This window comes from Paenibacillus hodogayensis (assembly GCF_039536325.1).
Classification (GTDB): domain Bacteria; phylum Bacillota; class Bacilli; order Paenibacillales; family NBRC-103111; genus Paenibacillus_AB; species Paenibacillus_AB hodogayensis.
Map to the genome: position 1 here is coordinate 559,904 of NZ_BAAAYO010000010.1, position 21,233 is coordinate 581,136.

Below are 21,233 nucleotides of genomic sequence, written 5' to 3' on the forward strand. Positions count from 1 at the left end.
TATCAAAACTGCACGTAAAACACCAATTTGCCGCATCCCGTCTGCTTGTTTAAGCGAGGCCGGGTTGCGGCAAATGGGCGGACGGCGGCCCGAAGCAGGGCCGGCCGAAACGCCGGGGCGATACAAGACCCCGCTGTTTTAAGCGGAGGCCATTTACGGAGCACCGACCGTTCAGCGGGGCTCGCGCGCCTGCAAATAAGGAAGCGGCGACGCAATCAACACATCCGCCCCATTGGCTACGTTAAACGATGCCCCTTCGCCGGCAATGCCAAGCGCATGGCGAAGCACTTCCTCCACCGTATCGACGGGAATGACCTGCAAGCCGTTCAGGCCGGCGAATATTTCCTGCCAATTTTCTTTGGGGATGATGACCTTGGTCGCGCCCGCCTGGAAGGCCGCCTCAACTTTGGCCACTACGCCGCCGACAGGCTTCACCTTGCCGTGAATGCTCACTTCCCCGGTCATCGCGATATGATTATCGACCGGGATATTGCGGATCGCCGAAGCGATCGCGGTCGCCATCGATACGCCGGCGGAAGGACCGTCGATCGGAATGCCGCCGGGGAAATTGATATGCAGGTCGTAATCCTGCGGGCACATCTCCAGCCGTCTCAGCACGGTCAGAACGTTCTCGATCGAGCCGCGGGCCATACTTTTGCGTCTCAACGTCTTGGAGCCGCCGCCCATCTCCTCCTCGTCGACGACGCCGGTAATGGTAAAGGTTCCGTGATGCGGAACAGACGCGGGAATGCACGTCACTTCGATCTCCAGCAGCGTCCCCATGTTCGGACCATAAACGGCCAGACCGTTGACGAAACCTACCTGCGGCAGCAGCGGCACCTTTTTCTCCGGTCGCGGCGTCAGTTGGCTGCTGTTTACCACCCATTCAACGTCGGCGGCCGTCAGCTCGCTGCGCTGCTCGGTCATGGCCATGCCGGCGGCAAGCTGGATGATGTTGACCGCCTCGCGTCCGTTCGTCGCATAGCGCTGGACGACCTCGATCGCTCCGGGAGCGTCCTTCAGGCCGATTTTGGATACGGCATTGCGCGCGATCTGGGCGATTTCATCAGGAAGCAGCGGGCGGAAAAAGATTTCCATGCACCGCGAGCGGATCGCCGGCGGTATTTCCTGCGGCGTACGCGTCGTCGCCCCGACCAAGCGGAAATCGGCGGGCAACCCGTTTTGGAAAATATCGTGAATATAACCCGGTATATTCATATCCTCGGAATTGTAATAGGCGCTCTCCAAAAACACCTTGCGATCTTCGAGCACTTTTAATAATTTATTCATTTGGATCGGATGCAATTCACCGATTTCGTCGATAAACAGCATACCCCCGTGCGCCTTCGTCACGGCTCCGGCTTTGGGCTGCGGTATACCCGCTACCCCCATCGCTCCCGCCCCCTGGTAAATCGGGTCATGCACAGAACCGATCAACGGGTCGGCGATACCCCGCTCGTCGAAACGGGCGGTCGTCGCGTCAAGCTCGACGAACTTCGCATCGAAGCGGAACGGCGACGCGGCATTTTTCTTCGCTTCCTCAAGGATGACTCGTGCGGCCGCCGTCTTGCCGACGCCCGGCGGGCCGTAAATGATAACGTGCTGCGGGTTAGGTCCGCACAGAGCCGCCTTCAGAGCCCGCAGCCCTTCCTTTTGGCCGATAATGTCACCCATAGTGGCCGGACGGGTTTTCTCCGCCAGAGGCTTTGTGAGCGAGATGGAGCGCAGCTTGCGCAGCTTGTCCATCTCCTTGCGCGACTCGCGGTCGACGGCCGTGCGGTTCGTTTGCTGGTTGCGCAGCAAGTTCCAAAAATACAAACCGATGACAACCGCGAAAAACACCTGAATAACCATGAGGATAATGCTCAAACTCATTGGATCCATCCCTCCTGACTGCTTTGCTTTCACATACTTGGTAGTATTCCCCTGCCGCATTCCCGTTAATCGGCGAATGAGAAGAAAATGTTTGAGCTACCCTACACGTAGGAAGCCAGACTCAGACGGAGGGTGGAATCATGAAACGCTGCGCTATCGCATGCCTGTTTTGGCTCGCCTTGTGGCTGCCGCTGACGGACCGGACGGCATCCGCCGAGCCGTCTCCCGTCGCAGGCGTCGACGTGCTGATCGACGTAGGCCACGGAGGCATTGACGGCGGAACGTCTCACGGGGATTTGCTGGAAAAACAGTTGAATTTGATGGTCGGCAAAAAGATTTATGACCGGCTGAACGCCATGGGTATCCGCGTAGCGATTAACCGTACTCACGACTTTGCGCCCAGCGACGATAACGATTGGTTAGCTACCCGCTCCCGCCATCTCCGCGATCTTGCCCAGCGCAAGCTGCTAATCGATGCGCTGAACCCCAAGCTGACCGTCAGCATCCATACGAACTGGGCCAAGAATCCTTCCGCGCGGGGGCCCGGCGTTCTGTACCAGTTGAATCAGCCAAGCCATATTTTGGCCCACCTGCTGGCAGACCGGCTCAATGCGCTTTACGGCACGAAGGCGGTTCCCTATACCGGCAATACGTTCTATTTGCTGCATCGCTCCAAAACGCCTGCGGTGATCGTGGAGATGGGGTATATCAGCAATGCGTCCGACCGCGAGATGTTGACCGGCAAAGCCGGGCAAACCAAAATAGCGGAGGCTGTCGCCTCCGCCATCGTCGATTATTTGATTGCTTTTCACGTCCATTAAGATACCAAAGCTAGGAGCGTCCGGTACCGCCACCGGATGGACAACCCGCTTCTCCAAACACGCCGCCGATTTGGGACGGGCCGTTTCTAGTACAAAGTCAGAGCTAATCCTGTGTATTCGGGAAGGCTCGATCCCTTGCAGGCATGGGATTCGGTCTATTCCACGGATACCGTTTAAGGTCTGACTTTGTACTAATGCCGTCTTCCGGGAATTGTTCCCGTCCTTTCGAACTCGGCCACGATCACGTCGATTTCCTTCTTCAATTCGTCGACCAGCTCCGCCTCCGGCACTTTGCGAATCATTTCCCCGTGTCTGAACAGCAAACCTTCGCCGCGGGCGCCGGCAATGCCGATATCGGCTTCCTTCGCTTCCCCCGGTCCGTTAACGGCACAGCCCAACACGGATACTTTGATCGGCACCTTCAGCTTCTCGATATATTTCTCCACCTCGTTGGCGACCGAGAACAAATCGAAGTCGAGCCGTCCGCACGTCGGGCACGATACGAGCGTGGCCGCATTCGTAATCAGGCCGTACGCCTTCAGCATCTCCCGCGCCACCTTGATCTCCTCGACCGGGTCCGCGCTGAGCGAGATGCGGATCGTCGAGCCGATTCCCATATGGAGAAGCGCTCCAAGCCCGGCCGCACTCTTGACGGTGCCGGAGAACAGCGTGCCGGATTCGGTAATGCCCAGATGAAGCGGGTAATTGAACCGGGACGCCGCCTGGGTGTAAGCGCCAATGGCCATAGGCACGTCCGATGCTTTCAAAGACACAATAATATCGTGGAAATCAAGCTCCTCTAAAATGCCGACATGGTACATGGCGCTCTCGACCATCGCTTCCGGCGTCGGGTAACCGTACTTGTCCAGCAAATGCTTCTCCAGCGAACCGGCATTGACCCCGATCCGAATCGGAATTCCCCGCTCCTTGCAAGCTTTGACGACCTCGACGACCTTCTCTCGACGGCCGATATTGCCCGGATTGATCCGAACCTTGTCGATGCCGTTCTCGATAGCGGCCAGCGCCAGCCGATAGTCAAAATGAATGTCGGACACGAGCGGAATATGAATCTGCTTCTTGATCTCTTTAATGGCGGCAGCCGCTTCGCGGTTGTTAACGGTGACGCGTACGAGCTGACAGCCGGCTTCCTCCAGACGGAGTATTTCGGCTACCGTCGCCTTCACATCGGCCGTCTTGGTCGTACACATACTTTGCATGATGACTTCGTTGCTGCCCCCGATCGTCAGATCGCCGACGCGGACAGGTCTCGTTTCGGTACGATGGAACATCGCTTGGCCTCTCCCATGATACCAAACATCCCCCGCTCCGGCTCCGGCCAAAAAAAGGCTGGGGGGGCGGATTGGAGGAATGCTTGGTACTCTAGTTATATACGCTTTACGCGCTTTCTTCTTTTTTGTTCTTGACCGGTGCGGACTTGCCGTCCTTCGTCTTCAACTCAGGCGATATTTTGTCCATGACGACTTCCTTGGTCACGACGCAATTGATCACATCGTCGCGGGAAGGCACCTCGAACATGACGTCGAGCATCAGACCTTCGATAATCGCCCGCAATCCCCGGGCCCCGGTGTTCCGCTTGATCGCTTCCTTGGCGATAGCATCCAGCGCTTCCGGAGTGAACTCGAGCGTTACGTTGTCCATCTCCAGCATCTTCTGGTATTGCTTGACAAGGGCGTTTTTCGGCTCGGTCAAAATGCGCACGAGCGCCGGCTCGTCAAGCGGCTCCAGCGTGGATACGACCGGCAGACGGCCGACAAATTCGGGAATCAGACCGAATTTGAGCAAATCCTCCGGCAGCACGAGCGACAAATATTCGCCCGGCTTCAGGTCGGTTTTATGGCCTTCGCTGCTAAAGCCGATCACTTTTTTGCCGATACGGCGCTTGATGATCTGCTCGATGCCGTCGAAGGCGCCGCCGCAAATGAACAAGATGTTCGTCGTATCGATCTGGATAAACTCCTGGTGCGGATGCTTGCGCCCGCCCTGCGGCGGTACGGAAGCGACCGTGCCTTCCAATATTTTGAGCAGCGCCTGCTGAACGCCTTCGCCGGACACGTCGCGCGTAATCGACGGATTTTCCGACTTGCGGGCCACTTTGTCGATTTCGTCGATATAAATAATGCCCTTCTCGGCTTTCTCCACATCATAATCCGCAGCTTGAATCAGCTTGAGCAAAATATTCTCGACGTCTTCGCCCACATAGCCGGCTTCGGTCAAGGAAGTGGCGTCCGCAATCGCAAACGGTACGTTCAATATTTTGGCGAGCGTCTGGGCCAGAAGCGTTTTGCCGCTGCCTGTTGGACCGATCAGCGCGATATTGCTTTTTTGCAGTTCCACGTCTTCCAGCTTGTTCTGGGAGTTGATCCGTTTGTAGTGGTTGTAGACTGCAACGGAAAGCGACTTTTTGGCTTGCTCCTGACCGATAACGTATTGGTCGAGGATCGCCCGGATGTCTTTGGGCTTTGGCACATCCTTCAATTCCAGCTCTTCTTCGCTGCCCAGTTCCTCTTCAACGATTTCGGTGCAAAGCTCGATGCACTCGTCGCAAATGTATACGCCCGGACCGGCCACCAGCTTGCGCACCTGATCTTGGGACTTGCCGCAGAACGAGCATTTCAGCTGTCCTTTTTCGTCGTTGAATTTAAACATAGGATCACCTCCTATTGTTGGTTGATATGAGTGATGACTTTATCAATCAGCCCATATTCCACTGCCTGCTCGGCACTCATGAAATTGTCCCGGTCTGTATCCCGCTCGATTTTATCATACGGCTGGCCGGTGTGATGCACGTAAATCTCGTTCAGCTTGTGCTTTGTTTTGAGAATCCAGTCGGCATGGATTTTAATATCCGCCGCCTGTCCCCGGACTCCGCCAAGCGGCTGATGAATCATCACTTCGCTGTTCGGGAGGGCATACCGCTTGCCCTTGGCGCCTGCAGTCAACAGCAACGAGCCCATGCTTGCGGCCATTCCGACGCAAATCGTGGACACGTCGGGCTTGATGTACTGGATCGTATCGTAAATGCCCAGGCCGGCGGTAACCGACCCCCCGGGCGAATTGATATAGATGCTGATATCCTTCTCCGAATCCTGAGCGGTTAGAAACAACAGCTGGGCGATAACCAGATTCGCCACGTCGTCGTCGATGGCGCTGCCCAGAAATATGATGCGGTCTTTCAGCAGGCGCGAGTAGATGTCGTACGAACGTTCGCCACGGCTTTCCTGCTCGACAACCATAGGAATCAGGCCCATATCGTTCCCTCATTTCTTTAGTAAGCTTATGGTACATTACCCATTTTACCACGTTTAAACGCTCATGTCATTTTTGCCGCTGTTCTCAATCTATGTAGCCGGCGCTCAAACAATGCGCCCTTGGCGGCGACCGCATGCAGGAATCGTTCTTTTGGATAAACGAAAGGCACGCTTAAGAAACAACGTGCCTTTTCGTTATGAACGGTTCGATTTATGCTTAGGCTACTTCTTCCGTTGCTTTGCTCTTCTCGACAAGGAATTCAACCGTTTTCCGCGTAATCAGGTCTTTCTCGATCGAATCCAGGCTGCCATTGGCTCCCAGGATGGCGCGAAGCTCTTCTGCCGACCGTTGGTACTGTCCAGCCAGACGCTCCAGCTCGGCGGTGATTTCCTCTTCGGAAGCAGTAAAGCCTTCCGCTTTGGCAATCGCCTCGATCACGAGGTTGTTGCGAACGCGTCTCTCGGCGTCCGTGCGCATTTGCTGCTTCACAGTCGCCTCGTCTTGTCCGGTGAATTGCAGATACATGGAAAGCTCCATGCCTTGCATTTGCAGACGGTTGCCGAAATCGTTGTACATTTGCTCGACTTCCGATGTAATCATCGCTTCAGGCACTTCCACTTCCGCATTCGCGGCAGCCTTCTCGATGATCGCGGATTCGCGCTCTTGCTCGTTCGTTTTCGACTTGCGCTCCTGCAGGCGTTTCTCGATATCCTGCTTGAATTCGTCAAGGGTATCGAATTCGCTGACGTCCTTGGCAAACTCGTCGTCGAGCTCCGGCAGGTTTTTGCGCTTGATGTCATGCACAAGCACTTTGAATACGGCCGCTTTGCCTTTAAGCTCTTCGGCTTGGTATTCTTCCGGGAACGTGACGTTGATGTCCTTCTCTTCGCCTTTGGCCAAGCCTACGACTTGCTCTTCGAAGCCAGGGATAAAGCTGCCGGAGCCCAGCTCCAGGGAGTGTTTCTCGGCTTTGCCGCCTTCGAAAGGAACGCCGTCGACGGAACCTTCGAAATCGATCACCGCGATATCGCCGTTCTCTGCCGTGCCTTCTTCCAGCACGACAAGCTCCGCATGACGCTGTTGAAGACGCTTCAGCTCTTCGCCGATTTCGTCGGCGGTTACGCTGTCGTCCTTCTTCTCCACTTCGATGCCTTTATATTCGCCAAGCTGCACTTCAGGCTTCACGATAACCGTCGCTTTGAAAATAAGAGCTTGTCCTTTGCCGAACTGCTCGATTTCCACGTCCGGACGATCGACCGGCTCGATGGCCGATTCCTCGACAGCCTTCACGTACACCTCAGGAAGAAGAATATCCAGAGCGTCTTGATACAGGCTTTCTACGCCGAATCTCGCTTCGAAAATTTGCCGCGGCACTTTGCCTTTGCGGAAGCCAGGGATGTTGGCCTTAGCCACAACCTTTTTGAATGCGCGGTCCAAAGCCGTAGCGACTTGCTCCGCTTCGACCTCTACGTTAAGAACGACTTTGTTCTTCTCTATTTTTTCCCAAGTTGCTTTCATTTTATGCTTTCCCCTCCAAAAAATTTGCCGGTCCAACGCATGCCCGGCTCCGTCGCCACAGGCTCACGTTCTCAAATGGCCATTTAACCACTATATTATAACATAAGGCGTCTTCATTTCAAGTTTATACGTTGAATGTTACATATCGCCCGGGCTCGATACAGTCGAGAACAGCTTCATGACCTGCTGCGCCTTGTGTACGTACTTCGCGTCGGCCTCGGCCAGACCGTAGTCTGCGGCCAGCCGATCGTCGTCCGACCGACCCGAGGTCGTCTCCCGCACCGATCGGTGCAGAGCCGCCGCCCACGCCGCCTGTCCGGCCTCGTCTGACGCCAGCAGCTCCTCGTAAACGGTCGTGCCGAACACGAAGCCGACGAAATCGCGCCACGTCGCCTCGGCAAAATCGGCCAGGCCGGGCTCGTCCGCATCCATAATCGGCCGGCACTTGTCCGGAACGCTGCGGATCGCCGCCGGATATTGCCCATAACTGAGGGGAATGTCTCCGATCGCGATTACGATCGTCTGCCCGAGCTTGCGAATCTCAATCTGCCCGGTCTCTCCGATAGCGCGCAGCGCCTGCAGTCCGCGGAACTGGACGAGCGGATGCAGCCGGCTATCGGTCAGCCATTGCCGGATCGGTTCTCCGACAATTCGACGTTCCAGGCAGGAAAGCTGCTCCAGCGCCGTAATTTGCTGCTCCGCCGTTGCATGCGGGCCGAGCATATCCAGCAGCTTGCCGACAAATTTGGTGTCGTTCGCCGCCTTGGAGCGAATATGCCGCCTGAACAGCTCTCCTTCACTGGCCCGATCGTCCCCGTCCTTCTCGTCGTCCTCTCCGCCCATGCCGGCCATCAGATCTGCAATGCCCGGCTGAAAATCCGCCGAATCCTTCATCGTCTCGGGAAAAGCGGCCGTCAGCCATTCGAGCAGCGACTGCCATTCTTCTTTATACTGTGGATCTTCGCTCTGACATTGGAGCAAAAAACGGAGCATGCGCGCCGCCTCGGCGTAGCGTTCCCCCTCCAGCATACGGGTCAGCTCGTTCTGGTAATACTCGATCGTCGTCGGAAACAGAATTACGTTGTCCTGATTGGACGAACCGATTGCAATCACCGCCTTTCGTTGCAAGTTCACACCATCATTGTAGCAGAATTTTACAGCCCGAGGGAGGTTTTTTGCCGAATGTCCTTAGTATCCCATTTTCCCGACGACGAAACCGCACGGTTTGCCCCGATCGATCCGCTTTTGCAAATAAACGCGGAGTCCTTGGCGGATAAGCGTTTTCGTTATTGAAATCGGCCAGTCCGTGTGGTATAGTAATTCTCGCAGCTTTGTTGCGCGGGTGTAGTTCAATGGCAGAACTCCAGCTTCCCAAGCTGGTGGCGTGGGTTCGATTCCCATCACCCGCTTACCGCAATATTCCTTATAGAACGAAACGAAAAAGACGCTTCCCCCTGGTGAAAGGATCGGAGGCGTCTTTTTTTCGTACCGCTCTTTATACGTCAATCCCTTTGTCGCGAGCGAACAGGATAGCGCCCAGCCATTCCAGCTCGGACACGGTCATAGCAGCGGAATAGGCTTTCCGGGTCCATTGGCTGTCGGTTAGGAAGCCTTCCCGGGACAAACCCTCAAGCGAATCGCCAAGCATCTTCCACTGCCACGCCTCCAGTTCGGCCGGCTTCTTCTCATCGGTGCGGGCGGCCGCCACCCTGTCATAGCGGGCAAGATAATTTGCTTCGATTAGCGCAATCAGCTTGCCCGCATAATTCGGATCGGTGGCGTAACCGGCCGTCTGAAGCGCCCGGGCGGCACCGCGGTAATCCAGTTCCGCGCAACGCTCCCAAAAACCGGCCGCCCTGTACCGGCTGTTCGCAAGCAAATATCGACTGTGATCGATAATGCTCTCTTCCCAACTTGCGTACATGCGAAACCCGTCCTTGACGGTTACGAATCGTCCGTCCGCGTATTCGCCGGTAACGATGTCTTGCCCCGTCCCTTTGATCCCGAATAGATTGTTGCCCGGCGCAGCCATCCCCCACCCGCTTTCCAGCGCCGCCTGGGCAATCGTAATGGAGGCCAGAACGCCGATCCGGATCTGCCCGTCGACCGCAAGCGGAGCGATGGCGGTTATGAAGGTCGCTTTATCCATGCGGTTTGCATCCTCCCAGTCCCTCCGCGTTACACCTGAATTCCTTTATCCCGGGCGAATACAATCGTATTCAGCCAAGCCAGCTCCGATTGCGTCATCGTGCCGGTATAGGCTTTCTCCGCCCAGCGGTAATCGGTAATGACCCCTTTTTTGTACAAGCCATCCAACGAATCGCCAAGCATCTTCCATTGCCACTGTTCCAGCTGCATCAGGTCGTCTTCCCCTTTCCCTTCCCCTTCCTCTTCCTCTTCCTTCCGCTTGCTCCACCAGCCCTCGCTGCCGAACGACTCGTTCCGGTCGATGCCGATGCCGTTAACGACAACGTCGTTTTCGTATTGATAAATATGAAGGAAGTCGGCTTTCGCCCCGTTGCTCCATGCATAGGTCTGCCAAAACCGGGAGCAGGCCCCTGCCGCCCGGACTGCTTGCACAACCGCATACGAGCCGTATACGCCCGTAACAAAATTCGGAGTCGCTTCGCTGGCGGCGCGAATATATTCGATAACCGCCGGCATCTGCGAAGAGGTAGCATCGAAATCGACGGCAAAGTAAATGGCGCTGCCCTCCGGCTGACCGATGTCCGCGGCGGTTTTCACGGCGGTCGCCCCGTCGGCCAGCCCGGCCGCGCGTCCTCCGAGCGCCCGATCGGCCGTCGTCTCGAACACGGAGACGATGTTCAATCCGCTCGCGCTGATCAAATCCGCTTCTTCCTTCGTCAGCCGCTTCCAGCCCGAAGGAACGAGATACCGACCCGCGAACTCGAATCCGTCGCCTCGGAAAGCCGCCGCCGTCGCCGCCGTCAAAGGTGTTGCACAATCGAAACCTTTCGTCATTTCTGCTCACCTGCCTTCATCCGTTTGTTTATTTTATTCGCCGGGTTGTCCGCTTGACCGTGCTATCGCCTTTGCTTGTTTCAAAGCTGAAAATGACGGAATGTTCAGGTAAATCCGTCCATTTTGCATTGAAAAAATAAATTGCATTTTACATCGCCACGGTGATATAATGGTCAGCGTATCGCAAAAATGTCCCAGTAGCTCAGCAGGATAGAGCAACGGCCTTCTAAGCCGTCGGTCAGGGGTTCGAATCCCTTCTGGGACGTATATATGTTTCGATTGAACGCGTTAAAAAACACAGGAAAAACCCCAAATCCCTTATAAATAAAGGGATTTGGGGTTTTTCTTGTTAGTGCTATAATCATCAAGAATGACGTTTAATAAGTTAGGTTTTTTATTCATTATGCACTTTGTTTGCACACACAGACTAACTGGCTACTCATCAGAAAAATCGATGTAATCGATGCTGACCCCAAAAACCGAAGCAATCTTTAGCGCCAACGACAGAGGCACCGACTCAGGACAACACAGGAACACTTGTTCTTATTTTTTGTCTGAAATGTCATGCTATTTCTAAATGACATTTACTCGCAAATTCTTTGATATATAATAGAAATAAAAGATTTAGAAGGTGATGTGTTGGCCCTCCAGATCGGGAGGAGCCTATTAAAACATCGAATCAAGCGGGCAAAATTGACTCAGAAGGAATTTGCCAACCGCCTCGGCGTTGGGCAGTCTTTTATTACGATGGTTATCAAGGGAGAGCACACTATGTCCCTTGAGAGGGCTGTCAATGCGGCAAAAATATTGGACTGCGATGTGACTGATCTTCATGAATGGCTTGATGTTCCGTTATCGATGTTGCGAAAGGCTGAGGAGCAGGATGAGTAACCTTGCTTCTTTCTAGTGGTAAAATGTTACAGTAATTGTCATTAATCCTGTAAATTTATATACTATTACGCCACTTATTTGCGGTCGGCCCCATTGCGGTCCGGCCTTTTTATCGTTGCCTGCTTTTCCTCAAGCGCGTCTATCTGATTACAGATATCATGCAGCCATTCCATGTCCCCTACCTGATAAGCTGCAAGGGACATGTTTTTAAGGGCTACGAGGTCCCAGCAGTATTTGGCGCTGGCTGCGAGACAATGGGTCATATCAAGGACTTCGGTGTCGGTGAGCTGCCGGCGCTTCTGCAGAAAAAACAGTTCGGCGAGTCTGACATGATAAGGCATTACCCCCACAAGGACCACCACCCTACGCAAGCAAGAGCCCCCAAGACGAGGACAAGCCATGCGGCAATGTAATGCTTGCGCGGGATAAAGGCGTCGAGGCCTAAATCATTTGCATCATGTGTAGCAGTCCAAACCAAATAAATTCTTGCTCATACGATGTGGGTGTAGTTAAAAAGGAAAATGGGTGGTGAATAAGCATGAGTGGTATTGGCGGAATTGGCGGTTTTAGCTGCGGAGGTTTTGGGACTTCGACAGCAATCATCCTCGTTCTCTTCATTCTTCTGGTAGTCATTTCGAGAGGATTTCTTTATTAATCTGCCGCCCAGTCATTAGTACCGTCTGTTGCATAGTTTAAAGTGCGACCTGCAATTCCTCCTTGCCCCCATACCCCCCCTCCGGGCACTAGAGGCCAGAGGGGGCTATACCACAAACTCCACAAAGACCGGACTCCGCAAGAGTCCTTTTTTTAACGTCCTTCTGGGACGTATTTAGGTTCGTTTTAATGTTAACAAGAAAACCCCGAATCCCTTGTTTTATAAGGGCTCTCGGGGTTTTGTTGTATATTATACAAACCATACCGTTAAGATTGAAAACGATGATATAAAGGTACGTACTTATATAGCCTCTGAAGACTTGGATTTTGTTTGGAACAGCCGTGAAGTCATGGACGGATGTGGAAACAAGAATCCCATTTGCAAGACATCGCCAGAGCGTTGGACCGTGACCCGGATGAGATTGTTATATCGACTTAGCACGAAAAGGTATAATTGCTCCCCGACAGATGGCGAAGAAGTGGTGACAGCACGTGTAAAAAAACGTCATGCACCGGGATGCAATAATGCCGTCCTCCCTCTTAGGTCAACGTCGTTACTACGCCGGAATAGTTTTTATATTTAAGCTTTCCGTCCGCAGTATCTACGAACAGTGACCCGTTAGACGCTGCTGATTCCGAGAACTCCGTTACTTGCTGCGAGTATCTTACGAGGTTACCGGCCGGAATAACTGAAGGAACCTCTTCAATAACGTTACGTACGACATGGTTCCGGCTGTTTTTCATCCATTCGCGATTAAGAGACGGCTGCTGCCAGCTTTTGCCGAAACGTGCGTTCACGTTGATGTTCTCGAAGACGACACGGCCGGTTGTACCAACGTTTCGCACGCTCGGGCTCATGTTACCGTCAAAATTACGCAACGTGAATGTGCCGTGCAGCTTCGAGAACGAAAATTCGAGCGAATGCTGTTGGTTGGCGTGCAGCTTATCGGAATGGATGACGATGTTTTCAAGTGTCATGTTGTGTAAGACCGGTTCCAAATACACGCCGTCCGATATCGTTGGATACTGCGCAACGCCGTTCGTATCATACCCGCTAATCTCTCCCAACCCGATTGGAGATCGACACAAAGTATGGCCGCGCCATTTTCGAATGTCTGCGCGCACGGTGATTTCGTCAAGATATCCGGGGTCCGGTGCGCCTGTGCCCTGGAATGCGTAATAGTTGAATATTGGACGGTACCCGGTTAAAATGGTGCCGGTATCGATCAGCATCAAATCGACGGTAATGCGCTTGATGTTGCCCGCCTTTGTCTGACCGGTCTCCGTTTGCGGCATGAGTTCAACGCTACCATTCGACCGGTTCCAAGATTCCGCCGTATCATCGAAATAAAGCGTCGCGCGAAGGTTAATGTTAACGGTATCGTAATCGTACGCCGAGATAAGCGCGGACGATGTGCGCGGCCGGACCGCCGCCAATTCCACAGCGTGATTCCTGACGCCATAAACGAAATAAGCGCGATGGCAAAGCTCCCCGCGAAATTTAATAACGGCATCGTCGCCGGAATTGGCGAAGTTCAGGCCGTATTCACAACGATAGGCCGATGCGTCGATATAGATTCCGCGATTACTGCGCCAATTCGTCTTGTCACCGAACAGCGCGAAATGGAAGTTATTTTCTGCGTGCACCTGCTCGATGCGGATGTTTTCGTTACCGTCGAAAAAGTGAAGGCACGTCCATCCGTAATCGGTACCGCTTGGGTTGTCGACAAGGTTCGGCGTAACGAAATTCGCCGCCGTCTTAAACGTAATGCCCTTGATGGTAACGTTTTTACAGTTCGTAAACTTAAATACGTATGCGGCTTGACGCAATGAAAACGGGTTGTTATTGCGCACAAGAGACGCACCATCGCCGATGATCTCGACTGTACTCCATCCGTTGAAATCGAATAGAACTTCGTTGACCGCAAGCTCTAATGCATAATCGCCGGGCGGGATATATAGGCGTTTCTTTCCTTTGTGCTCACTAGACATCAACGCAGCCGCGCACGCTTTGAACGCTTCTGTATCGTTTGTTCCGTTACCTTTTGCTCCGAAATCTCTTACGCTTAATTGGTCCATCTTGGCCGCATGTGCCATCGCACGTGCTATTGTATCTGCCATTACACAACCGCCCTCCCTTTGACCGTCACATTTCCGCCAGCAACAGCGGACAAACGCGCGCGAAAATTCACGAGGCCAGTAGCGTCGAATTGCCACAACTCGCTGCTGCCGGTCGTTTGCGTGCTCAAAAACATATCGGACATCCTGATGCCCATAACCGGGTAATACGTTCCGCCGACACTGGCGCCCTCGAATACGATTGTCCTGCTCGTGCTCGTGCCGGTTATCTCGATCGTGAGTGTTTTGTATCCTCCTACATTAAAAATTGTACCTGTCCCAGCCGCAGCTACGCCGTCATGAAACGCAAGATCGACGGTTTTGCTGCCCACAATGCGTACATTTTGGCTGCCATCCTCATTAATCCCATCTGCCTCATTAGCAATGCTGTTGTCTGTCCGCACCATCTGTCCTGATTTGATTCCTAACGAATCCAGTAAACTCATACGTTACCTACCTCCATGAATTGGGCTCCGATTTCTCGGGCGATTACTGCGTAAACACATAGTAGCATTCGAAAATAATTTTTAAAACTTTACCAATTTTACATTTATTACACAATTGCAAAATGTCTAATTGTTCGGAGGACCATAGAAAGAAAGTAAGGTCCACGTTCCATCCTCAACTGGTAATAAATCGTGATGCGGCAGTAACGATTTGTCGTACGGAATGTGCATTTGTAGGCTAACATAGGTCAAGAACACAGCATTGACGCTAACCAAATCTACTTGCAGCCGTAAGGGGGAGATCCCGTTCGAATCCGTCATGTCTTGTTAACAGGGGCGTACAAACAGAAGTAATCGTATTGATCTAAGTCCGAATCGGGAGGTCCATGGGATGCAAAAAAAGGCCGGCATGACCCTAGCATGTATGAGTATAGTTACCCTTCTCTCCGCTTGCGGCGGCACGAAGAACGATAATAGCGCCACCGAAGAAAAAGAAAAGAAAGAGCCCTTTACGTTGTCAATTTACGCCGAAGACGTGAAGGCGGAAGAGTTTGACGATCGATTCCGAAAAGCGCTGGAGAAGAAATTTCCGCACATTACGTTCGAGTACCGTACGAATGGCAAGGATCAGACGATAGCGGATTTGGTCGGCGCCGGCTATGTGCCCGACTTGATTCGCACCTCCATTCCGACACTGAAAAATTCTTACCTGGATCTGCAATTGGGACAGGATTTAAATCCGTACGTCCAGAAGTACAAATACGATTTGACCCGCTTCAACAAAGTATTTGTCGACGAAATCATCGCGGCCGGAAGAACGGGCGAATTGTACGGACTGCCGGTTCCGCCCTTTTTCCCTCAAGTGTTATATTACAATAAAGATTTGTTCGACCGCTTCGGCGTTCCGTACCCGCAGGATGGCATGAGTTGGGATGAAATATACGAGATTGCCAAGAAGATGACCCGTGTGGACGGAAATCAAGTCTACCGCGGCTTTAGCGCCAATATGATGGCGATGCTTCGCGACAACCCGTATTCTACGCCGATCCTTGACCCCGCTGCCAATCAACTGGCCAACTTCGAGACGTGGCAGACGATATTCACGAACTACAAGCGTTTCTATGACATCCCCGACAATAAACCCGAGAAGAACGGGGTATGGGCCGAAGCGGACGCTTTCGCCAAAGGCAATGTGGCCATGCAGGTCGGTCAGCACGACATATATTTGGGCATTCCCAAGGAACTGAATTGGGATATCGTTTCGGTTCCGACGATTGCAGGCGCTCCCAAATTAATGGGACAACGCGGTCCGGCTTACTGGTCGATAACCAAAACGAGCAAGCATAAGGACGAAGCTTTCCAAGTCATTGCGGAAATGCTGTCCGATGAAATACAGATGGAGGACTCGAGGAAAGGCATTTTAACGGTATTGGTCAATAAGGACATCCAGAACGCCTTAGGAAAAGATCATCCTATATACAGCAAAAAAAATGTGAAAGCGATCAGTTATTATCAGCCGGCCGCCTATACGCCAAAACGCAAAACCGGCATGGCCGAAGTACCGGGCGGCACCCAACAAACTTTGATGGCAGAAGCGTTTCTGGACGTAGCGCAGGGCAAGGCCGATATCAACACCTCATTAAGATCGTTGAATGAGAAGCTGAAGCTGGAAGCGGAAAAAGCGGCGTCAAAAAATTGAATGGTCACAGCCATTCCTATATGGAGGAGGAAACCGAGTGATACTGGCTGGGTTCGGGACGGCCGATATGACGCCGAAGCCGGGGACGCTAACGTCGCTATTTATCGGCAGGCCCCTTGAGCGGATCGTGACACCGCTCCAGGCGAAGATATGCCTGATCGGCACCGGGGAGCTGTCGACCGCAATCGTCTCTCTGGATACGACATCTCTCTACAGCTGCGTGATTGAAGATATTCGCAGAACGGTTGCCGCTGTAACCGGAACGGCGCCGGACAAAATTATCGTCGTTTCGACGCATACGCACTCATCGCCGTATCTCCATCGTGCCGGGCAGGACTACTTGGAGCAAAAGCAATTGCGGTTTCTCGATTCCGACTATTATGAAAGCGTTTTACGAAGTGTTGAAAAGGCTGCCCTCGATGCATTGGCGGAGCTGGGGCCGGTCGATGTGCATTCGTCGTCCGGCGTTGTCAGCGAGGTTGCCTGCAACCGCCGCGTGCCGCTGCCCGACGGTTCGATCGGGATTCGTTTCGGCCGAGGCGTATCGGATGAGCTGCGGGGGTACCCGGACGGTCTTATCGATCCCGAGGTCCAATGCTTATGGTTTGCCGATAAGTCCGGCCAAATCGTGGGCAGCCTGGTCAACTATGCTTGCCATGCGACTTCCTTTAACCAATTTTACGATATTTGTTGGGATTATCCCGGGTTTGCGACAGAGGATATCGAGCGTAAAATCGGGGGAATAAGCTTGTTCCTTCAGGGATGCGCCGGCAACATAAGCCCGGGCAAGTATACGGTGGGGGAGCCGCTGGAGGATTGCCGAAGCATGGGTCGCCGCGTGGCGGACGCCGCGCACGGCAGCTTTCGCTCCGCCAAGCCGGTGCGGGCTGAGGCATTGCTGTATGCGAGCGAGACGGTACCGTCCGAGCTGCGCATATTCCATGACAAAGATGAGCTGGTGCGGATGCTGGATGCGGAGATCGCGCAGTGCCGCAACGACGACGATTTCCTTTCGGTGCCGAGCGAATCCCGCAGCGCGAACATTTTGACCCTAATGGAACGAATTGTGCTGTTGGACCGATATCCCGATTTGAGCATGCCTTCGGAAGTGACGGCGATCGGCTTCGGAGACGTCCGCATGGTGTTTTTGCCCGGGGAAAGCTTTATTCAAAGCGCGCTTCAGCTTAAAACGAAGTTCAGCCATCTGCACCTGATGGTCATGGCTTACACGGATTCATCGCTCGAATATGTGCCGAATGCCGAGGCGTACGAGGAGATTGGCGGCTACGAAACAGGCGAGAAATGGTGCTTCGCCGCTAAAGGAACCGCCGAAAGGCTTCTCCGTACGGCAGAAGAGCTAGTCGACAGTCTCGCATAGCTTCGCGGCACGTGAACTCGTCACATGTTGGCATCTATAGACAGAGAAACCGAATTTCGCGAATCCGTCCGTCAACGATACGATCAGGAATAGCCCGTCAGAATTAGCGAACGTCCATCACTCGCTAACTCCCGGGCTTTCTTCATTTTTTGCGCAAATCGGTTCAACTTGATGACAGGGACGCGAGCGGCTCCTGTTTCGTATGTATCATCTCGCGAAATTGTTTCGGAGGGATGCCGCGGACTTCTTTAAATACGCGGGTAAAGGTCCGGACATGCTCGAAGCCGACTTCAAGCGCAATATCGGAAATACTCATCGTTGTGGACATCAACAAAGCGATCGCCCGATTAATACGAAGCTGGTGTACGTAATGGGTAAACGTCTGCCCCATATGCTGCTTGAAAATACGGCTGATGTAGGAGGAATTCCAATGCAGCTCCGAGCATACCGAAGCGAGCGTCAGATCGTCCTGATAGTGTAAATGAACGTGCTGTAAAATGGTTTGAACGCAGTTTTTGGCATCAAGCGAGACGGAATCGTCCGCATACTGCTGATAGTGGATGCGGGTAAGGAACAGTATCGCTTCGAGCAGCTTCGAGCGCAGCGCCGTTTCCTTTCCGAAATGTTCGGATTCGTACTCCTGCAGCATTTGATCCAGTAATCCGGCCAAGTAGACCGTCTGTTCCTCGTTCAAGTGATAAAACGAAGGGAAATCGACTCCCGTTTTCATGAAGGCCATCCCCAGCTCGTGCTCGGTCGGGGACAGAAACAACACGTTGGTGTCGAACATGCAGTCGTATTTATAGATGGGGCCTTGCCCTACGACGATCTCGTGCAAATGATTCGGTAAAATGATAGTTGCGGTGCCCCGCTTGAAATGCTGCTGATTGCCGTTTAAAATTTCCGTGCCGGTGCCTTCCACCACAAGAGTCAGCTCGGCTAAATTATGATGATGCAGCGGCCAACTGGATGAAACCAAATTTTTCATAATGAAGAAAGGAAGCTTGCTTTTGCCGAAATGGCTGTGGCCCATCGCGTCTTGATACTTGGGATAGAAAGTCATGGCTCCATCACCCGCAACGATTTGTATGCCTCCATCTTAACATACTCCCATGGATCGTATGCATGTTTCTGCTATTCCCGTCAATATTTTGTATGTATGGGCCTCTCTACCGCGCTCTGCATGTCCGTCAATCCTTCTTGCCGTTATGAAATTCGGGGAAATCCGTTATAATGAGCATGTTGGCCCCATGTCGGGAGAGGAGGATCGGATCATGTCCATTCGCGTCAAACTGCTTCTGTCTTATACGGGGATGCTCGTCTTAAGCCTGCTGATGTTCATCCTGACCGCCGGGCTGTTCACGATCGCCTCCACCGGGGATATACACGGCCTTCGGGATTTTTACAAGGTCCACTACCGGCTCAATCCGCTGACTGAGCAGGAAGAATCGATTTTTCTCGAGCTAAAATCCATGGCCAAAAGCGAGCCGGACTCGCTGCACGACGAAGCCTTGCTGCGCGATTACGATTTCAAGCTGCGGACCGTCCGGGCCGGCTTGTACGTACGGAGGGAAAACGACCCGATCTTCGCATCGTATACGTTCCACCAGCCGGAGCTGGACAAGGCGCTGCCTCCTTACGATCTAAATAACAGCCAAATCCGCAATACCTTCAACATTAATGAGCGCTTCTACGCCTATGCCAAATTCGATTTTACGTTTACCGACGGGGCCAAAGGGTCCGTATTCGTCATTCGTGAACGCAGCCCGTTCGCCGAGCTGTCGCGCAAGCTGCTGCCGGTTCTCTCGCTGCTCCTGATCGGCACCCTCGTCGTGGCCAACATGCTGCTCTACCGGTGGATTACGCGCAGCGTCGTGAAGCCGCTCAATCTGCTGCGGGCTTCCGCCGAACGCATCCAGGAGGGCAATCTGCAATTCAAGCTGGACTTGCGTTCGCAGGACGAGATCGGCTTGCTCAGCGAGGCGTTCGAGAATATGCGTCAACGGCTGGAGCAATCCGTCAGCCTGCGGCTGCGCGACGAGGAAAACCGCAAGGAATTGATCTCCAACATCTCCCACGATCTGCGTACGCCGATTACGAGCATCAAAGGCTATGCGGAGGGCATTCTCGACGGGGTAACGAACACGCCCGAGAAGCTGGAACGTTACGTCGGCATCATCCATGCCAAGGCGGTCGATCTGGACAAGCTGGTGGACGAGCTGTTCCTGTATTCCAAGCTGGATCTCAAGCAAGTGCCCTTCACCCTGGAACGAACGGATGCAATGCGTTTTCTCGACGATTGCATCGAGGAGCTGCGTTACGATCTGGAGGAGCGCAGCATTGCCGTCGTCTGGGACCGGCCGCCGGGTTCCGGGCCGCTTACGGTGAAAGCCGACCGGGAGAAGCTGAAGCGGGCCGTGCTCAATATGATCGGCAATGCCGTCAAGTATATGGACAAGCCCGACAAACGGATCGACGTCTCGCTTCGCGCCAACCCGGAATCGGTCACCGTAGAGCTCCGGGATAACGGCCCCGGTATTCCGCCCGAGGCGCTTCCGTATATTTTCGAACGGTTTTACCGCGCCGAGCCGTCGCGCAGCGCCCTGACCGGCGGCAGCGGACTGGGACTCGCCATCGCCCGGCAAATCATCGAAGGCCACGGAGGCCGCATCTGGGCCGAAAGCGAGCCGGGCGTCGGAACAAGCCTGTTTTTTACATTGCCGCGACACGCGCACGAAGGAGGAGCCGATCCGCATGGCCCGCTTGCTGATCATCGAGGATGAAACGACGATCGCCGAATTGGAACGCGACTATTTCGAGTTGAACGGCTTCTCCGTCGACCTATGCCACCACGGCGCCGAAGGGCTCGATCTCGCCCTCCGGACCGAGTACGACCTGATTATTCTCGATTTGCAGCTGCCCGGGATGGACGGGTTCGAGCTGTGCCGCCTCATTCGAGAAGCGAAGGAAGTGCCGATCCTGATCATTTCCGCCAAAAAGGAAGAGATCGACAAATTGCGCGCCTTCCATCTGGGAGCCGACGATTACATTACGAAGCCGTTCAGTCCGAGCGAGATCGTCGCCCGCGCCAAAGCTCATCTGACCCGTTATGAACGGCTGCTGGGCAAGCAGGCGCGAGCCCGCCAAGACGAGACGATCCGGATACGCGGGCTTGTGATCGACAAAGCGTCGCGCCGGGTGTACGTGAGCGACACGGAGGTCGTCTTTACATCGCGGGAATTCGCCCTGCTCGAATTTTTGGCAACCCACCCGAACCGCGTATTCAGCAAGGAAGAGCTGTTCGAGCGTATATGGGGCATGGATGCGAACGGCGATATCGCGACGGTTACGGTCCATATCCGCAGGCTGCGGGAAAAAATGGAGCCCGATCCGTCCAATCCGCAATACATCGAGACGGTTTGGGGAGCGGGCTACCGGTTGACCGTATGAAGCCGGGCGGGAAAGCCGTTAATCTTTTGTTAATAAAGATGTAAGAAGCCCGTAATCCGGCGTTTCCGGAAAGTTTACCTTTATCCGTTATCCTTACAAGTGTAGAGCATAACGCCAACCACTTTAAGGGG

Annotated in this window: 19 protein-coding genes and 2 tRNA genes; 9 read left to right on the forward strand and 12 right to left on the reverse strand. The window is 53.7% G+C overall.

What is annotated here, in order from left to right:
• Positions 1-171: 171 nt before the first annotated feature.
• Positions 172-1,875: an ATP-dependent protease LonB gene (gene lonB, locus ABD796_RS21530; protein WP_344911625.1), complete on the reverse strand. Its 1,704-nt coding sequence runs from the start codon at positions 1,873-1,875 to the stop codon at positions 172-174.
• 140 nt (positions 1,876-2,015) lie between these two features.
• Here lonB and ABD796_RS21535 point away from each other — a divergent pair, with 140 nt between their 5' ends.
• A complete protein-coding gene (locus ABD796_RS21535) occupies positions 2,016-2,696 on the forward strand; it encodes an N-acetylmuramoyl-L-alanine amidase family protein (protein ID WP_344911627.1) in 681 nt (226 codons plus the stop codon).
• 191 nt (positions 2,697-2,887) lie between these two features.
• Here the strand turns inward: ABD796_RS21535 and ispG are convergent, their stop codons facing one another.
• From ispG to ABD796_RS21560, 5 genes are all read right to left on the reverse strand, one after another.
• Positions 2,888-3,985, reverse strand: a complete 1,098-nt coding sequence (gene ispG, locus ABD796_RS21540) for a flavodoxin-dependent (E)-4-hydroxy-3-methylbut-2-enyl-diphosphate synthase (protein ID WP_344911629.1) — start codon at positions 3,983-3,985, stop codon at positions 2,888-2,890.
• 106 nt (positions 3,986-4,091) lie between these two features.
• Positions 4,092-5,363 (reverse strand): ATP-dependent protease ATP-binding subunit ClpX, encoded by a 1,272-nt coding sequence (clpX, locus tag ABD796_RS21545; protein ID WP_344911631.1) that lies wholly within the window; start codon positions 5,361-5,363, stop codon positions 4,092-4,094.
• An 11-nt stretch (positions 5,364-5,374) separates the two neighbouring features.
• Complete coding sequence (gene clpP, locus ABD796_RS21550; protein ID WP_344911633.1) at positions 5,375-5,965, reverse strand: ATP-dependent Clp endopeptidase proteolytic subunit ClpP; 591 nt, start codon at positions 5,963-5,965, stop codon at positions 5,375-5,377.
• Positions 5,966-6,182: 217 nt separating this feature from the next.
• Positions 6,183-7,484 carry a trigger factor gene (gene tig / locus ABD796_RS21555; protein ID WP_344911635.1) on the reverse strand — a complete coding sequence of 434 codons (1,302 nt, stop codon included), beginning with the start codon at positions 7,482-7,484 and terminating at the stop codon, positions 6,183-6,185.
• Positions 7,485-7,622: 138 nt separating this feature from the next.
• Positions 7,623-8,612 carry a hypothetical protein gene (locus ABD796_RS21560; protein ID WP_344911637.1) on the reverse strand — a complete coding sequence of 330 codons (990 nt, stop codon included), beginning with the start codon at positions 8,610-8,612 and terminating at the stop codon, positions 7,623-7,625.
• A gap of 210 nt (positions 8,613-8,822) precedes the next feature.
• Between ABD796_RS21560 and ABD796_RS21565 the strand changes: the two genes are divergently transcribed.
• A tRNA-Gly gene (locus ABD796_RS21565) sits at positions 8,823-8,893 on the forward strand.
• 86 nt (positions 8,894-8,979) lie between these two features.
• Here ABD796_RS21565 and ABD796_RS21570 read toward each other — a convergent pair.
• Both ABD796_RS21570 and ABD796_RS21575 read right to left on the reverse strand, forming a co-directional pair.
• Entirely contained in the window at positions 8,980-9,633 is a 654-nt protein-coding gene (locus ABD796_RS21570) for a glycoside hydrolase family 73 protein (RefSeq protein WP_344911639.1), read from the reverse strand.
• Positions 9,634-9,662: 29 nt separating this feature from the next.
• A complete protein-coding gene (locus ABD796_RS21575) occupies positions 9,663-10,466 on the reverse strand; it encodes a DUF1906 domain-containing protein (RefSeq protein WP_344911642.1) in 804 nt (267 codons plus the stop codon).
• Positions 10,467-10,657: 191 nt separating this feature from the next.
• On the opposite strand from ABD796_RS21575, the gene ABD796_RS21580 reads away from it, so the two are divergent.
• Together ABD796_RS21580 and ABD796_RS21585 are read left to right on the forward strand one after the other, a co-directional pair.
• Positions 10,658-10,731 (forward strand) — tRNA-Arg (locus tag ABD796_RS21580).
• Between the two features lie 374 nt (positions 10,732-11,105).
• Complete coding sequence (locus tag ABD796_RS21585; RefSeq protein ID WP_344911644.1) at positions 11,106-11,357, forward strand: helix-turn-helix transcriptional regulator; 252 nt, start codon at positions 11,106-11,108, stop codon at positions 11,355-11,357.
• Between the two features lie 74 nt (positions 11,358-11,431).
• Here the strand turns inward: ABD796_RS21585 and ABD796_RS21590 are convergent, their stop codons facing one another.
• Positions 11,432-11,698, reverse strand: coding sequence for a DUF7667 family protein (locus tag ABD796_RS21590; protein ID WP_344912916.1), 267 nt, complete (start codon positions 11,696-11,698; stop codon positions 11,432-11,434).
• 197 nt (positions 11,699-11,895) lie between these two features.
• On the opposite strand from ABD796_RS21590, the gene ABD796_RS21595 reads away from it, so the two are divergent.
• Entirely contained in the window at positions 11,896-12,012 is a 117-nt protein-coding gene (locus ABD796_RS21595) for a YjcZ family sporulation protein (RefSeq protein WP_344911647.1), read from the forward strand.
• Positions 12,013-12,551: 539 nt separating this feature from the next.
• Here ABD796_RS21595 and ABD796_RS21600 read toward each other — a convergent pair.
• Positions 12,552-14,132, reverse strand: coding sequence for a glycosyl hydrolase family 28-related protein (locus ABD796_RS21600; RefSeq protein WP_344911650.1), 1,581 nt, complete (start codon positions 14,130-14,132; stop codon positions 12,552-12,554).
• Entirely contained in the window at positions 14,132-14,575 is a 444-nt protein-coding gene (locus ABD796_RS21605; RefSeq protein ID WP_344911652.1) for a hypothetical protein, read from the reverse strand. The genes ABD796_RS21600 and ABD796_RS21605 overlap by 1 nt, the downstream gene beginning before the upstream one ends.
• Positions 14,576-14,966: 391 nt before the next feature.
• Here ABD796_RS21605 and ABD796_RS21610 point away from each other — a divergent pair, with 391 nt between their 5' ends.
• Together ABD796_RS21610 and ABD796_RS21615 are read left to right on the forward strand one after the other, a co-directional pair.
• Positions 14,967-16,274 (forward strand): ABC transporter substrate-binding protein, encoded by a 1,308-nt coding sequence (locus ABD796_RS21610; RefSeq protein ID WP_344911655.1) that lies wholly within the window; start codon positions 14,967-14,969, stop codon positions 16,272-16,274.
• A 37-nt stretch (positions 16,275-16,311) separates the two neighbouring features.
• A complete protein-coding gene (locus ABD796_RS21615; RefSeq protein ID WP_344911658.1) occupies positions 16,312-17,652 on the forward strand; it encodes a hypothetical protein in 1,341 nt (446 codons plus the stop codon).
• A gap of 163 nt (positions 17,653-17,815) precedes the next feature.
• On the opposite strand, the gene ABD796_RS21620 is transcribed toward ABD796_RS21615, so the two are convergent.
• The gene (locus ABD796_RS21620) at positions 17,816-18,715 is read right to left on the reverse strand and encodes an AraC family transcriptional regulator (RefSeq protein ID WP_344911661.1); all 900 of its coding nucleotides are present in this window, start codon (positions 18,713-18,715) and stop codon (positions 17,816-17,818) included.
• Between the two features lie 211 nt (positions 18,716-18,926).
• Here ABD796_RS21620 and ABD796_RS21625 point away from each other — a divergent pair, with 211 nt between their 5' ends.
• Positions 18,927-20,435 carry a sensor histidine kinase gene (locus tag ABD796_RS21625; protein ID WP_344911664.1) on the forward strand — a complete coding sequence of 503 codons (1,509 nt, stop codon included), beginning with the start codon at positions 18,927-18,929 and terminating at the stop codon, positions 20,433-20,435.
• Positions 20,407-21,102 carry a response regulator transcription factor gene (locus ABD796_RS21630; RefSeq protein WP_344911666.1) on the forward strand — a complete coding sequence of 232 codons (696 nt, stop codon included), beginning with the start codon at positions 20,407-20,409 and terminating at the stop codon, positions 21,100-21,102. Before ABD796_RS21625 ends, ABD796_RS21630 begins: the two co-directional genes overlap by 29 nt.
• Positions 21,103-21,233: the final 131 nt, after the last annotated feature.

What these genes read in the sequence shown, in the direction of transcription:
- ABD796_RS21595 (WP_344911647.1), top strand. Translation starts at nt 11,896, where the DNA reads ATGAGTGGTATTGGCGGAATTGGCGGTTTTAGCTGCGGAGGTTTTGGG.
- clpP (WP_344911633.1), bottom strand. Translation starts at nt 5,965, where the DNA reads ATGGGCCTGATTCCTATGGTTGTCGAGCAGGAAAGCCGTGGCGAACGT.
- clpX (WP_344911631.1), bottom strand. Translation starts at nt 5,363, where the DNA reads ATGTTTAAATTCAACGACGAAAAAGGACAGCTGAAATGCTCGTTCTGC.
- ABD796_RS21575 (WP_344911642.1), bottom strand. Translation starts at nt 10,466, where the DNA reads ATGACGAAAGGTTTCGATTGTGCAACACCTTTGACGGCGGCGACGGCG.
- tig (WP_344911635.1), bottom strand. Translation starts at nt 7,484, where the DNA reads ATGAAAGCAACTTGGGAAAAAATAGAGAAGAACAAAGTCGTTCTTAAC.
- ABD796_RS21625 (WP_344911664.1), top strand. Translation starts at nt 18,927, where the DNA reads ATGTCCATTCGCGTCAAACTGCTTCTGTCTTATACGGGGATGCTCGTC.
- lonB (WP_344911625.1), bottom strand. Translation starts at nt 1,875, where the DNA reads ATGAGTTTGAGCATTATCCTCATGGTTATTCAGGTGTTTTTCGCGGTT.
- ABD796_RS21630 (WP_344911666.1), top strand. Translation starts at nt 20,407, where the DNA reads ATGGCCCGCTTGCTGATCATCGAGGATGAAACGACGATCGCCGAATTG.
- ABD796_RS21610 (WP_344911655.1), top strand. Translation starts at nt 14,967, where the DNA reads ATGCAAAAAAAGGCCGGCATGACCCTAGCATGTATGAGTATAGTTACC.
- ABD796_RS21620 (WP_344911661.1), bottom strand. Translation starts at nt 18,715, where the DNA reads ATGACTTTCTATCCCAAGTATCAAGACGCGATGGGCCACAGCCATTTC.
- ispG (WP_344911629.1), bottom strand. Translation starts at nt 3,985, where the DNA reads ATGTTCCATCGTACCGAAACGAGACCTGTCCGCGTCGGCGATCTGACG.
- ABD796_RS21570 (WP_344911639.1), bottom strand. Translation starts at nt 9,633, where the DNA reads ATGGATAAAGCGACCTTCATAACCGCCATCGCTCCGCTTGCGGTCGAC.
- ABD796_RS21605 (WP_344911652.1), bottom strand. Translation starts at nt 14,575, where the DNA reads ATGAGTTTACTGGATTCGTTAGGAATCAAATCAGGACAGATGGTGCGG.
- ABD796_RS21600 (WP_344911650.1), bottom strand. Translation starts at nt 14,132, where the DNA reads ATGGCAGATACAATAGCACGTGCGATGGCACATGCGGCCAAGATGGAC.
- ABD796_RS21590 (WP_344912916.1), bottom strand. Translation starts at nt 11,698, where the DNA reads ATGCCTTATCATGTCAGACTCGCCGAACTGTTTTTTCTGCAGAAGCGC.
- ABD796_RS21535 (WP_344911627.1), top strand. Translation starts at nt 2,016, where the DNA reads ATGAAACGCTGCGCTATCGCATGCCTGTTTTGGCTCGCCTTGTGGCTG.